A 14,075-nucleotide genomic window follows, 5' to 3' on the forward strand; every position below is an offset into this window, starting at 1 on the left:
CTCTTCATTTTGTTTTTCCCTAATGCAACAAAATTTATCTTGATAAAAATATTTTCCTTAGGTAAAATGTAGGTAACGGATTAGGAGGAAGGAGAAACAGACATGACTTGTGCTTTAACAGTGAATGATCTTTATGTGTCTTACTATGGCAATGAAGCGTTAAGAGATATTAGCTTTTCTATTGAGAAGCAGAGCCTTGTCGGCATTATCGGGCCGAATGGAGCGGGAAAATCTACTCTTTTAAAATCATTATTGAAATTGATTCCGCGCGACAAAGGAGAAGTAACAATTTTAGGCAAAGAAGTGGAACAGGTTCGCAAGCAGATTGCTTATGTGCCGCAGCGAAGCAATATTGATTGGGACTTCCCCATTTCGGTATTGGAAACGGTGCTGCTGGGCACTTATCCTAAGCTTGGAGTCTTCCATCGGCCGAAAAAAAGGGAAAGAATGTGGGCTCATGAGTGCTTAGAGAAAGTCGGGATGGAACCTTTTGCAGAGCGGCAAATTGGTGAGCTCTCCGGCGGACAGCAGCAGCGTGTTTTCTTGGCTCGAGCGCTTGCTCAGGAAACGGAAATCTTTTTTCTCGATGAGCCATTCGTCGGGATTGATATATCCAGCGAAGAAACCATTATTCAGATTCTGAAAGAACTGCGTGATAGCGGTAAAACCGTACTCGTGGTGCATCATGATTTGAGCAAGTCGGACGAGTATTTTGATGAATTGGTGCTGTTGAATAAAGAGCTTGTTCGTTACGGTACGGTAGAAGAAGTAATGAATCCGAAGATGATCGCTCAGGCTTACGGAGGACAGCTTTCATTTTTAAAAGATATGGTGGTGACGGGCGCATGAATTTCGTCGAGGCAGTTATGCAGTATGGCTTCTTACAAAAGGCGTTAGTTACATCGATTATGGTCGGCGTCATCTGTGGCGTCATCGGTTGCTTTATTATTTTGCGAGGCATGGCGCTCATGGGGGATGCCATTTCTCATGCCGTTCTTCCGGGCGTCGCTTTATCATACCTTTTTGGCGTCAACTTTTTTTTCGGCGCGGTGCTGACCGGCATCTTGACAGCGATTGGTATCGGCTATATTAGTCAGAACAGTAAAATCAAGAATGACTCTTCCATTGGCATTATGTTCACGTCGGCGTTTGCTTTAGGTATTATATTGATAACAATTCTCAAGAGCAGCACTGACTTATACGACATTTTGTTCGGTAATGTGCTGGCCGTAAGGCCTTCGGATATGTGGATGACTTTTGGCATCGGAATTCTTGTGTTGGCAGCTGTATATATTTTTTATAAAGAACTGCTCGTCAGTTCCTTTGACCCGACAATGTCCCAATCATATGGCCTGCCCAACAAGCTGATTCATTATTTCTTAATGACGCTGCTGACCATGGTGACGGTAGCTTCATTGCAAACGGTCGGGATTGTGCTCGTTGTGGCCATGCTGATAACACCGGCGTCCACCGCTTATTTATTATCGGACCGGCTGTGGAAAATGTTGTTTATCGCTGCAGGCTGTGGCGCGCTATCCGCAGTACTTGGATTGTATATCAGCTTCCGGTACAACTTGGCTTCTGGAGCAACGATCGTCCTGGTCGCAACGGTTCTGTTTATTACGGCATTCATGTTTTCACCGAAACAAGGCGTGGTATGGCGCTCGTTAAAAAGCCGGAAACAAAAGTCCGCAGTCAACTATTAATCATGTATTAGGAGAAGGAGGGAGCGCAGATCAGCAAATTGAGAGAGCGATCTGCGCGTAAAGATGATGAAAAAAAGAAATTTACTTATTACTGTGATTATGGCAATTTCGATGCTTGCGCTTGCCGCATGCGGTGGAAAAGAGCCTGCAGCTGGCGAGGCTTCGCAATCGAAGGATAAAGAGAAGCTGCAAGTTATTACGACTTATTCTGTTATATATGACATCGTCAAAAATGTAGGTGGAGACCGATTGGACGTTCATAGTCTGGCACCTATCGGATCTGACCCCCACCAATACGATCCGCTGCCTGATGATGTGAAGAAGACGACGGATGCCGATATTGTATTCTATAATGGGCTGAACCTAGAAACGGGGGACGGCTGGTTTGAGAAAATGATTGAGACGGCCGGCAAAACGGGAGAAAACGCCCCGGTCTTCAAAGTAAGCGAAGGAGTCAAACCGATGTACTTGAAATCGGGTGGACACGAAGGCGAGGAAGATCCTCACGCGTGGCTGGATGTAGAGAATGGCATCATCTATACCGAAAATGTAAAGAAAGCGTTGATTCAAGTCGATCCCGAACATAAGGAAACCTATGAAAAAAATGCAAATGCTTATATCGAACAATTAAAAAAATTACATGATTCTGTGCAGCAAAAAATGAATGAACTGCCTAAAGAAAAGCGAATTCTGGTAAGCAGCGAAGGGGCCTTTAAATATTTTTCCAACGCTTACGGCTTCGATGCTTATTATATTTGGGAGATCAATTCCCACGATGAAGGAACTCCGGAACAATTAAAGTCGATCATTGAAATCATTCGCAGTCATGATGTCAAAGCATTGTTCGTCGAGACGAGCGTCGACTCGAGAAGTATGGAGACCGTTTCTGCAGAAACGGGCGTTTCGATTGCCGGCACGATATTCACGGACTCGCTTGGCAAACCAGGCGAAGATGGGGACACATACATTAAGATGGTTGAATGGAATGCTGATGTTATCTACAACGGACTAAAAAGTAAATAGATCGATCGTCTTTCAGAATAGACCGGATGGAACAGACTGTTCCTCCGGTTTTTTTGCGGGATTTGCTGGTCATTCAGAAATTGATTGAACGCGTGTCTTGGGACAACTTCAACGTGAGCACCACCACTGATTGCAACGATACCTTTGACCATATGAGCCACGTCGTTCAATCTAGTTAATTAACATTGTCCTGACCCCATTTCCAACAATCACATACGGATATAATATAGACTTTTTATTTTTCATGCTATATTAAGATTATATCCATCACTGAAGGAGGATCGACATGATCAGTGGGTTAAAGGAAATAGCTAAGCTCGCAGATGTCTCGGTTTCAACCGTGTCCAATGTACTAAACGGTCGCAAAAATGTAGGACAAGCGACAAGGGAACGAGTCTTGAAGATTTGCAGTGAAAAGGGGTACTATCCAAATTCATCGAACAAAGCAAGTAAAAGCAATACGATCATGTTTATATTCAGTGACTTTGACCGTGACTACTATTTGCAAATCATAAAAGGGATTAACCATTGTCTTTCAGAGAATGGATATGATTTAGTAATATGCACGAATAAGTCCAGCGCTAATTTGATACGAAGCAATATTGCGAGCGGAATCATCAGCTTAGATCGCAATATGACCGATGATGATTTAATTTCTTTTGCAACGCCTCAGTTTCCTATTGTCCTGATGGACAGAATGATTGAAGAAGAATACGCCAATACCAAAAGCGTAATCGTTGATAACTATCCCGTAATGTGTGAGATGGTACAGGCTTTGGTTGACAATGGATATAAACAGTTTGGATTCATTGGTGGTGTGGAATTTACCTTGGATCATAAAGAACGCTTTGCCGGCTTTGTGGATACCTTGGCAAAGAATGACATAACATTTGACAGAAGGAACTATTTCCACGGTGATTATAGTGAGAACAGCGGCTATCAGGCAGCCAAGATTATAATCTTAAGCAATGTGATGCCTGAGGTGCTGGTGTGTGCGAATGATAATATGGCCATTGGGGCGATTAAAGCATTTGAGGAAAACAAAATCAGAGTGCCGGAAGATATTTCGGTTACAGGGTTCGACAATTCGGATGCAGCGGTAATGGCGGGATTAACCACCATTTCGATCCCTCGCTATGAAAGCGGGTATCTGGCGGCCAAAGAGCTGTTGGCCATGATAAAGGGTGCAACGAGCAGGGAACCAGTTAAGCTAAGCGCAACTATTCAGTGGAGAAAATCCGTGAAGCAAGTAAAAAAATACGAATTTTTATTAAAAAACAAGTGAAATTTTATGATGTTTTTTATCAATAATTTATGAAAACGCATTCAATTTTTGTTGACATGTGAATAAAAACCCAATAAGATAGCTTTGAAAGCGCTTTACTATATAAATGAATATTCTTATTGGGGAGGCGTGAAAATTGAGAAAAGGTAAAAAAGGTAAACATGTGTTAAGTCTATTGACTGTGATGGCTCTGATCGCAACCTTGATCGGCTGTGGCAGTTCTGAAAGCAGCAGTTCCAGTTCTTCTACCGATTCAGCAGGTCAAGAAAAATTAAAGAAAATTACTATCTTCCAATCGAAGGTTGAAATCACGGAGAAGTTGGAAAATGTAGTGAAGAAATATACGGAGGAAACCGGTAATGAAGCTGAAGTATGGGGAGCTGCTGGAGACAACTACGGGACTCAATTGCAAATGAAGCTTACCAGCAATCAAGGACCATCTATTTTCAGCATCGGAACGGGTACGGAAGCAGAAAAGTTTAAATCCTACTTTTATGATATGAGCAATGAGGAATATGTGAAGAACATTGCTCCTAATATGGCGCTGGAGATCAACGGAAAAATTGTAGGCGTTCCTTACGGTGTAGAGGGATATGGTTTGGTCTATAGCAAGGAGATGGTTGATCCATCAGAAGTGAAAGACCTTGACTCTTTCAGCAAGACACTTGAGAAGTTCAAAGCTGAAGGTATAAATGGTCTTGCTCTATCACAAGAGGGGTACTTCTTAATTGGACATATTATCAATACTCCTTTTGCATTACAGCCAGATTATCAAGACTATATTGAGAAATTGAACAACGGCGAAGTGAAGATGTCGGAGACAAAAGAGTTCCAGGAGTTCGCGAAATTTATGGATGCCATCAAATCGTATGTGAAAAATCCGCTGGAAATCAAATATGATACCCAGATGGGGGATTTTGCTACAGGTAAAACAGCGATGGTTCATCAAGGAAACTGGAGCTACTCCATGCTGAAGGATTACGGGGATTTTGGTTCGAGAATCGGCCTGATGCCGTTCCCGTTGGCAGGCAACGATAAGCTCACAGTCGGTGTAGCAAGCAACTGGGTGATTAATGGAACAGCGGATGCAGATGAAATCAAAGCGGCTAATGCCTTCCTAGACTGGCTGTTCAACAGTGAAACAGGTAAAAGCACAATTGTTAACGACTTCCAATTCATTCCGGCGATGACAAATATCGAAGCAGGTGATCTCGACCCATTGTCTAAAGCGGTGTATGAAGCAACAAAGAGCGGCAAAACACTTCCAACAGCTAACAACTATTTCCCAGCTGGCATCATTATGAACGATTTGGCTCCTGCTGCACAAGAGTACTTCCTGAGCAAGGACATGACGGGTGAACAGTTCCTGCAGAAGCTCGACGAAGTGTGGGCAAAAGCGTCAAAATAAAATATATCTTTCTAAGTAAAAAAACAAAAGCCTAACCTTTGAGGTTGCATGCATTAGAGCGCTAGGCTTTTTGTTTTTCTCTTGAACGTAATCGTTTTCAGGTGAAATCAAAGGTTCATTGTGGTTACATGAACCTTACTGGAAAGAAGGGGATGGGTATGAAGAAGAGAAAGGATAAGCTTTGGTTCGTATTATTTACGTTCCCCTTGCTCTTTATTTTCACAACGGTTGTCATCATACCGTTTATATTCGGTATTGTATATTCCTTCGTGAAATGGGATGGCATTCCTGCTAATCCGAAAGTGTTTGTTGGTCTTGACAACTTTATTCAGTTGTTTAAAGACGAACGATTTCTCTCATCCGCATGGCACACCGTAAAATTTACCGTGCTGGCCGTGATATCCGTCAATGTGCTGGGACTTGCATTTTCGCTGTTCGTGACCACCAAGCTGCGTGTAAGAAATGTGGCGAGAACGTTGTTCTTTATGCCTAACCTTATCGGCGGCTTAATACTTGGATATATATGGCAATTTATTTTTACCGATGTGTTTGGTTATTTAGGGCAATCAACAGGGTTTGACGGCATATTCTTCAACTGGCTGCTTGATCCTCAGTATGCCTTATATGCAATCGTAATCGTCTTTACCTGGCAGGTGGCTGGATACACGATGATTATATATATTGCTGGCCTCCAAGGGATTCCAGACGAGCTTGTTGAAGCGGCCAAGGTGGATGGAGCGAATGTGTGGCATAGATTGACCAAGATTACCTTACCGCTGCTTATGCCTGCTTTCACCATTTGTCTCTTTTTGACGCTGTCTGGTGCATTCAAAATTTACGACGTCAACTTGTCTATGACTAGAGGGGGACCTAATAACGCTACAGAAATGTTTGCAATGAATATTTACAATGAAATATTCGCCTATGGCAATTACGGGCTGGGTCAAGCTAAGGCCGTTATATTCTTTCTCGTGGTAGCTGTATTCACCTTGACTCAAGTTGTTATGACGAAGAAGAGAGAGGTGCAATATTAATGAGGAAAACAAGCATGCTATTACTCGAAATATTGCTTCTCGTCCTTGCCGTTATATTCTTGTCGCCGATATATATGATGGTGGTCAACTCTTTCAAAAACCGTGCGGAATTATATGAGAATGCACTGGCATTCCCTACTTCCTTCAGCTTTCAATTCTATAAAGAAGCTATGCAAAAGATGAACTTCTTCACTGCTATTGGCAACTCTTTATATGTAACGATTGTTTCTGTCCTGATCGTTATCGTATTGGCTTCGATGACGGCATGGATGCTCGTAAGAACCGACAATAAACTAAGTAAAATCATCTTTATGACGTTGGTTGCGACGATGCTGATTCCTTTCCAAACCTTGATGATGCCTTTGATGCAGGTGATGGACTGGATTCGCACCAATCTGCATCTTCCGATGCTGAATACGCATGAAGGCTTGATCTATATGAACGTGGGATTTGCTTCGGGTATGGCCGTTTTCCTGTATCACGGCTTTATCAAATCGATTCCGATTGATTTGGAGGAGGCGGCGACGATCGACGGCTGCAGCAAATTCGGCGTCTTTTGGCGAATCGTATTTCCAATGCTGACAAACATTACGATTACGGTTGCCATATTGAATGTGATCTCGCTCTGGAATGACTACCTCCTTCCGTCATTAACATTAGCAGACAAAGGTCTGCGCACGATTCCATTGTCGACCTTCTATTTCTTTGGAGAGTTCACCATTGTATGGAATCAGGCGATGGCGGGATTAACGTTAACAATCATTCCAGTTGTTATTTTTTACATGTTAGCACAAAAATACATTATCAAAGGCATTGCGTCAGGCGCAGTCAAATAAGAACGAAAGAGAGGGATCAGAGCATGGCGTGAAACGAATACGCTCGCTTGTGCTCACGATCCGGTATGTGGAGACGCCGTTCTATCTAACGCACGAATGTACTTTTAATAAGGAAAGCCTGCGGCTAGTTGTCTCGATCAATATGGAACTTGCGAGATAAGGAAAGTCGGATTTCCGCTCTTACAGAAATCCGACTTTACCTTCTTATTCTGCTTTGACAAGAATTTTGACTTGATTTTTTTCTTTTAAGAGGGTTTCAAAGCCTTCTTCCACAACCTCATCAAGCTTGATTCGTTTCGTAACGAGCTTATCGGCGGGGAAATACCCCTTTTCCATCAAGCTGATAACTGCAGGGAATACATCACGGTAACCGATAATTCCTTTAATTGTGCGTTCCTTTGTTACAATTGTGTTGGGCTTAATAGCAGCCTCTCTTTCGAAAATACTTACAATCATAACTTCGCCGCCAATTCTTGTGGAATCAATGGCGTCCGTTAATACACGGGGAACACCAGTGACTTCATAAGCGACGTCTACTCCGCCATTTGTCCGTTCATGAAGTTCTTTCACAACATCAAGCTTGGAAGGATCTAGTACAATGGCGCCCAGCTCTTCTGCTTTTTGTTTGCGTTGTTCGGATAGCTCGACGGCATAGATTTCCGCTGCGCCAGATGCTTTTAATGCCTCAATCACTAGCAGGCCGATAGGGCCGGTACCGAACACGACTGCTCGATCCCCGACTTTCAGCTTGCTCTGACGGACTGCATGAAGGGCAACCGCAGAGGGCTCCACTAGAGCGCCTTGCTCATAAGACACACGCTCAGGGATTTTGTGCACCATATATTCTTCTGCAGCCACGAACTCAGAAAATCCACCGCCGCCGCCAGCAAGGCCCAGGAAGCCCATTGTGCTGCAAAGATTATATTTTCCTTGGTTGCAGGCTTCACATTCACCGCAAGCGTAGATCGGCTCCACCACAACCCGATCGCCTGGTCGAACCTTCGTTACACCTTCACCAACTTCTATGACTTGCCCGGAAAATTCATGTCCCATGACAATGGGAGCCATCTCTCCCGTTATGGGGTGAGGGCTGCCTTCTGGAATAAAGATAGGTCCTGCTGTATATTCATGTAAGTCGCTGCCGCAAATCCCGCACCATTCGACTTTAATTTTCACTTTTCCTTTTAGAGCTGCCGGTTCTTCAATGTTTTCCAAGCGTAAATCCTTTACACCATGCCATCTCAATGCTTTCATTACTATCATCCCCCCAGAAGTGTAGAAAAAATGTTGTAAGGATATCATAAAATCATGGAAATAGATAGAGCATATCGGAAACGTTTCCGATATTAAATATGTCACACTATCGCCATGGTGTCAAATATGATAAACATCCGCGGGAAATTATAATGAATAATGTATATACTAAGGAATGATGTGTTTCATTTGTTCTAAACGTAAATTGGAAGCAATTCCATCATTGGCAGGAGGGATGTTCGAAGTGGTTAATAAAAAGGTTACGATTGAAGATGTAGCTGAAAAAGCGGGTGTCGGCATCGCGACTGTATCCAGAGCTATTAATAATGCGGATGGGATTAGTCCAAAAACAAAAGCTAAAGTCATGGAAGCCATAGAAGAGCTTGGATTTATACCTAACGCCTTTGCCCAGAGCTTAAAAGTGCGTCAAACCAAGCAAATTGCGCTAGCCGTTCCTGATATTCGCAACGCATTTGTTCCGGAAATTGCATATGCTGTCGAACAAGCTGCCAAACACTATGGCTATCGCGTCGTTCAAATCAATACGTTAGGAAATGCAAGAGCAGAGCTAGAAATTTTAAAGGAAGTAAAGAAGCTTCATGTTGATGGACTCCTTTTATTGCCGCTTGCCTATCCGAAAACACTAAAAGACTGGATTAATAAATCCAGTATTCCTATATCCATCATCAATTACGGAAAAAAATTAGACTCAGATGTCAAGGCGGATATCGTAAGTATGTCCGCTCAGGAAGGCAGACTAGTCATGGAGCATTTGCTTAACATTGGCAGAACTAGAATCGCTTATGCAGGCGCCCCAAAAGATATTATCGAGGAGAGATTTTTCGCTTATGAAGATGCCTTGCATCATGTCGATATATCATTGGTCTATTTCGGTGATGATTTCTCGTTGCAGACAGGAATGAAGGCAGCCGATTACTTTACTGGGCTTACGAATATGCCTGACGCTATCTATGCGGGAAACGATATGATCGCAATCGGTTTGGTTAATCGGTTCAAAGAATTAGGTATCCGCGTGCCTGAAGATATCGCTGTCGTTGGCATCGATAATATACTGTGGGGTACGATTACGACTCCGAAACTCAGCTCCGTCTCGATTATGGGGGCTGAAGTGGCAAGAGTGGCAACGGAACTGTTGTTGAATCGGATTATAGAGCAAAAAAAGGGAGTTTACGAGCGGGTTCAATTCGAACCTCGCCTCATCGTGAGAGAGTCAAGTGTATCGATGACTCGCACTTCTCAGCAGCTGGATTGATTCAGGATTGGATGCTGCGTTGCCCGGCGGATTCTTCTTGGAATGTTGAACAAGATGCTGTCATGGCTCTAGTGGATGAGATCACGGCACACCACGGGGATGTCAACGAGAGGAGTCATCATCCAACGTATCTCCGGGACCGGCCAGTTCTTGCTTGAGATATTGATAAAGCTTTGCACAAGCCAGCTTCAATGGATAATCGGCAGCTTTGCAGAGCATGCCAAAAGTGATGCTGATCTGGGTACCATTTATTTTGCGAGCGACAGTACCCGATAGCTGCGGGGATGCGATACTTTTGGGAACTAGCGCGATGCCGAGCCCGCCCTCTACATAGTGTTTCATGGCAGCCATACTGCTGATTTCCATCGTTTCCACTTGATTTTCGCATCGTTCTTGCAGCGCGATTTCGATTTTTTTGCGATATAAACAATTTTTGGATGTAAGAAGCATGCGATGATGTTTAATATCCTCGAAAGAGAGCGCCGGGTTGCTTGCGAGCGGGTGCCGCTCTGGAACTAGAAATACAAGATCCTCTGAAAATAACGGTTCGAAGTAAAGAGCGGTTCCGATGTCCTGTCTCGAACAGAGAGCCAAGTCAAGCTCTCCTTTTAGAAGCCGCTCGCTTAAGGCGGCTGTATTAGCAATGTCCACCGAGATGCGAATCTTCGGATATTTGGATAAGAATCTGTCTAATATGCCGGGCAACTGGCAGCTGGCGATAGGTTCTACCGCCCCTACACGAATATTTCCTGCCTCTCCCACTAACATATCGGACATTGTGGCTTCCAGATGTTCTATATCCTTTACAATATGCGTACTTTGTTGATGGAACAATCGGCCAGCTTCGGTGAGCTGAAATTGCTTACCCCGTTCGATCAATAGAATACCCAACTCCGCTTCGAGCTTTTTAATTTGCATCGTCACGGTGGACTGGGCATAATTCAGTTCCTCGGCCGCTCGGTTAAAGCCCCCGAGTGACACGATCCTATGAAAGGTCTTTAATGCTTTCAGATCCATTTCAACCTCCGTTGTTCAATAATATTGAATTATCGATTCAATTAATTCAATTATACAAAACGATTAGAGAGATATACAATATCGTTACAAGAATACTGCAGAGGGGGAAACGCATATGCCGTTTGTTCGAATTGACCTGCGCACGGGAAGATCGGAGGCAGAACTCCGCAATATAAGCCGGAACATACATCGCGCCATGATCGAGACCATCGACGTGCCTGAAGATGATTACTTTCAAGTGATTACCCAGCATGGAGAAAATGAATTTTTTTATGACCCGAACTACTTGAATATGAACCGCACGGCAGACATGATCTATATTCAAATAACGATGAAAGGCCGAACGCTTGCGAAGAAGCGGGCTTTATATGCGCGCATCGCCGAACGGCTGCATGCAGCCGCAGGAATTCGGATGCAGGATGTCATGATTATTGTAACGGAGACTGACGTAGAGAATTGGTCGTTCGGGAACGGTATTGCCCAACTCGCGCCACATGGGGAAATTGGCGCAACAATGGAAAAGGAGTGAATGAGATGGATTTAAAAAACAAAGTGGTTCTCGTTACCGGCGGCGGAACAGGGATCGGCAAGGCTGCGTGCATCGAATTGGCTCGGCGGGGAGCAATTGTAGCCGTGAATTATTCGCGATCAAAAGCAGAGGCGGAGGAGACGGCGCAAATGATTGAAAACGAAGGTGGACGCGCTATAGCCATACAAGCCGATGTGTCCCGTGACGGGGAAGTGCGGAGCATGATCGAGCTAATTGTCCATCAATTCGGAACTGTCGATTTACTCGTCAACAATGCCAGTATTACCCGGCACATTCCGCTGGACGATCTGGAAGCGGCGACAGAAGAAGTATGGGATGAGTTGTACGCGGTTAATGTTAAAGGCATGTTTTACTGCGCAAGGGCCGTTGCTCCCTTCATGAAGGAAAATAAACGCGGTGCCATTGTCAACGTGGGCAGCATTGCGGGATTGGCCGGGGCAGGCTCCTCGCTTCCATATGCCGTATCCAAGGCGGCGGTGCATGGGCTGACAAAATCGCTGGCACGCGCTTTGGCGCCGGAAATCACAGTGTGCAGCGTGGCGCCGGGAGCCGTCGCGACAAGATGGTGGGCAGGACGGGAAGAGAAGATGAACCGATTGAGCAGCAATCTGCTGCTGCAGCGCATTTCGACACCAGAGGATATCGCCCATCTCATCTGTTCGGTGCTGGAACAAGAATCGATGACAGGTCAAATCATTACAGTGGACAGCGGGCAAACCCTGTAATCAAAATCGCGGGGCGCATAAATGTTTGTAAATCTACAAATTCCACCTTACTTCGACATCCTATATTTAGTATGATTTAGGATACAGGCGAACCGGAACAAGAAGCCGTGCAGCTACGGCAAATATCATATCGGTATCGATAGGAGTGTGTCATGAGTAAAGTAAAACTATTTTGCGTTCCATATGCAGGAGGCTCCGCAATGATATACAACCCATGGAAAAATGTCATGGGTGATGCCATAGAGCTTATACCGTTGGAATTGGCGGGCAGGGGCAAACGTTTTGGCGGCCCCTTCTATAAGTCGATTCGTGATGCCGTCGAAGATATTGCAGAACAGATTATTCCACATGTCGATAACGGTTCATATGCTCTGTGGGGGCACAGCATGGGGGCAGTTATTGTGTATGAGCTGTGCCATTATATGCGGCAGCAGGGACATCCGCTGCCTGTTCATTTATTCTGCTCAGGCAGCACCGCTCCCCACCTGAGGAAGAAGGATAAGCCGATTCACGACCTGCCGGAAGAACAATTTCTGAAAGAAATTGAAGAGCTGGAAGGAACGCCGCAAGAGTTTTTCCAGAACAAAGAACTAATTAATTTGTTTTTGCCTATTTTGCGGCACGACTTCATGATTATTGAGCAGTACGAATATGAAGAGAAGGCGGACAAGTTGCACACGGATATGAGCATTTGGTATGGGAGCGGCGAATCCTTTGTCAATGAAGTGCAGGGATGGGGAACCCATACTTCCAAATCGTGCAGACTCCATGAGTTTCAAGGAGGACACTTTTTTCTCTTTGATCATGTTCAAGCAATTGCAAATGAAGTCAACAACACCTTGGTGCCTTATGAAATTGCGCACGCCATAAAGAAGTGAGCATATGGGTGGACTCATGGGCATTCGTAGGCATCATAAGGCATCATATACAGACGGGGAGACAATAAATTGACTACGAAAATATATTTTTCCTCTAATAAATTGGGAGATATCGAGGACCATCAATTACAGCTCATGCTTGACCGATTTCATCTCGGGAAGCTTATTTCTTCGGAAAAAACAGCACACGGCGTGATGGGCCAAACCATGTTTGTCACATCCTCTGCGGGTGAGTTTGTTTTTAAAGGGAATCCCATTTTTCAGGGGCAATTCAAAGAGGAAAAATTCTTCGTAGAGCACTTGGACAAACGGACGAATGTGGCTGTTCCTGCTCCCTATTTGATCGATGAATCGGATGATATTTTCGGCTGGAGCTATTCCTTGATGTCTCGTCTGCCCGGGACGCATCTGAACGCGCCGCAATTGCAAGCAAGCCTTCACGCAGAAGACAAAAAAGAAATAGCGCAATTGCTGGCCGCAACCTTAGTCGAGTTACATAGCTGGAAAGTGGAACAATACGGGGAGTTCAATCCCGATAATCACCTGGTGCGCCCCTTTGAAGGCTCCTACAAAACATGGTTGTACAACACCGTTCGATATTGGCTCGATGATGCTAAGAAGTATTCAGTAATTACTGGTGAAGACATGGAATGGGTTGAAAATGTATTGGCAAGCTCGGCTGCTGCATTTGATGAATTGCACTCTCCATGTTTCGTTATGGGCGATTTTAAACCAGAGAACTTCCTGTTGCAGCAAAATACGGATGGATGGAAGGTAAGCGGCGTGTTTGACTTTACCACCTCCTATTTTGGTGATGGAGTGGCGGACTTGCCCCGAATGACCGAAATGTATGTAGAGAACGGAGAAGAAGAGCTGGCAAGGCAGTTCCTCACCGTTTATTTTGATGGCTCTGATACCAAAGAGGCCTTCATGGAACGATTCAAAGTCCATATGCTTCATCGCCGGATATTAGTCTGGGGATGTGCCAAAGCGACGAATCAGGTGACTTGGGATAAAGACCTCTCTTTTTCACGTTGGGCCGAAGGATTCATGGAATCAGCTGCGCGCCTCCTGTTATAAGATGAC

14 protein-coding genes are annotated in these 14,075 nt (G+C 44.5%); 12 read left to right on the forward strand and 2 right to left on the reverse strand.

Annotated features, from left to right (window positions below; translation table 11 throughout):
- Positions 1 to 102: 102 nt before the first annotated feature.
- The 7 genes from M3650_RS24595 (at position 103) to M3650_RS24625 (ending at position 7,292) form a co-directional block, all read left to right on the forward strand.
- A complete protein-coding gene (locus M3650_RS24595; RefSeq protein ID WP_019423409.1) occupies positions 103 to 849 on the forward strand; it encodes a metal ABC transporter ATP-binding protein in 747 nt (248 codons plus the stop codon).
- Entirely contained in the window at positions 846 to 1,706 is an 861-nt protein-coding gene (locus M3650_RS24600) for a metal ABC transporter permease (RefSeq protein WP_251578651.1), read from the forward strand. Before M3650_RS24595 ends, M3650_RS24600 begins: the two co-directional genes overlap by 4 nt.
- A gap of 66 nt (positions 1,707 to 1,772) precedes the next feature.
- Positions 1,773 to 2,729: a metal ABC transporter substrate-binding protein gene (locus M3650_RS24605; protein ID WP_251578653.1), complete on the forward strand. Its 957-nt coding sequence runs from the start codon at positions 1,773 to 1,775 to the stop codon at positions 2,727 to 2,729.
- Between the two features lie 286 nt (positions 2,730 to 3,015).
- On the forward strand, positions 3,016 to 4,014 hold the full coding sequence (locus M3650_RS24610; RefSeq protein WP_251578655.1) for a LacI family DNA-binding transcriptional regulator: 999 nt from the start codon (positions 3,016 to 3,018) through the stop codon (positions 4,012 to 4,014).
- Positions 4,015 to 4,198: 184 nt separating this feature from the next.
- Positions 4,199 to 5,422, forward strand: a complete 1,224-nt coding sequence (locus tag M3650_RS24615; protein ID WP_483311786.1) for an ABC transporter substrate-binding protein — start codon at positions 4,199 to 4,201, stop codon at positions 5,420 to 5,422.
- A 158-nt stretch (positions 5,423 to 5,580) separates the two neighbouring features.
- Positions 5,581 to 6,456, forward strand: a complete 876-nt coding sequence (locus M3650_RS24620; protein WP_251578659.1) for a carbohydrate ABC transporter permease — start codon at positions 5,581 to 5,583, stop codon at positions 6,454 to 6,456.
- Entirely contained in the window at positions 6,456 to 7,292 is an 837-nt protein-coding gene (locus M3650_RS24625; RefSeq protein ID WP_251578661.1) for a carbohydrate ABC transporter permease, read from the forward strand. Before M3650_RS24620 ends, M3650_RS24625 begins: the two co-directional genes overlap by 1 nt.
- Positions 7,293 to 7,496: 204 nt before the next feature.
- On the opposite strand, the gene M3650_RS24630 is transcribed toward M3650_RS24625, so the two are convergent.
- Positions 7,497 to 8,546: a 2,3-butanediol dehydrogenase gene (locus tag M3650_RS24630; protein WP_251578663.1), complete on the reverse strand. Its 1,050-nt coding sequence runs from the start codon at positions 8,544 to 8,546 to the stop codon at positions 7,497 to 7,499.
- Between the two features lie 235 nt (positions 8,547 to 8,781).
- Here M3650_RS24630 and M3650_RS24635 point away from each other — a divergent pair, with 235 nt between their 5' ends.
- Positions 8,782 to 9,819 (forward strand): LacI family DNA-binding transcriptional regulator, encoded by a 1,038-nt coding sequence (locus tag M3650_RS24635; RefSeq protein WP_019423417.1) that lies wholly within the window; start codon positions 8,782 to 8,784, stop codon positions 9,817 to 9,819.
- Between the two features lie 102 nt (positions 9,820 to 9,921).
- Here M3650_RS24635 and M3650_RS24640 read toward each other — a convergent pair whose 3' ends face one another.
- Positions 9,922 to 10,836 (reverse strand): LysR family transcriptional regulator, encoded by a 915-nt coding sequence (locus M3650_RS24640; protein WP_251578665.1) that lies wholly within the window; start codon positions 10,834 to 10,836, stop codon positions 9,922 to 9,924.
- A 115-nt stretch (positions 10,837 to 10,951) separates the two neighbouring features.
- Between M3650_RS24640 and M3650_RS24645 the strand changes: the two genes are divergently transcribed.
- The 4 genes from M3650_RS24645 (at position 10,952) to M3650_RS24660 (ending at position 14,069) form a co-directional block, all read left to right on the forward strand.
- Positions 10,952 to 11,365 (forward strand): tautomerase family protein, encoded by a 414-nt coding sequence (locus M3650_RS24645; protein WP_251578668.1) that lies wholly within the window; start codon positions 10,952 to 10,954, stop codon positions 11,363 to 11,365.
- Positions 11,366 to 11,370: 5 nt separating this feature from the next.
- Positions 11,371 to 12,111 carry an SDR family NAD(P)-dependent oxidoreductase gene (locus M3650_RS24650; protein WP_251578671.1) on the forward strand — a complete coding sequence of 247 codons (741 nt, stop codon included), beginning with the start codon at positions 11,371 to 11,373 and terminating at the stop codon, positions 12,109 to 12,111.
- 152 nt (positions 12,112 to 12,263) lie between these two features.
- A complete protein-coding gene (locus M3650_RS24655; RefSeq protein ID WP_285848648.1) occupies positions 12,264 to 12,989 on the forward strand; it encodes a thioesterase II family protein in 726 nt (241 codons plus the stop codon).
- Between the two features lie 69 nt (positions 12,990 to 13,058).
- Positions 13,059 to 14,069, forward strand: a complete 1,011-nt coding sequence (locus M3650_RS24660) for a phosphotransferase family protein (RefSeq protein WP_251578675.1) — start codon at positions 13,059 to 13,061, stop codon at positions 14,067 to 14,069.
- The last annotated feature ends 6 nt before the right edge of the window (positions 14,070 to 14,075 follow it).

It is taken from the genome of Paenibacillus sp. MER TA 81-3, from assembly GCF_023713585.1.
In the GTDB taxonomy this organism is placed as follows: domain Bacteria; phylum Bacillota; class Bacilli; order Paenibacillales; family Paenibacillaceae; genus Paenibacillus_B; species Paenibacillus_B profundus.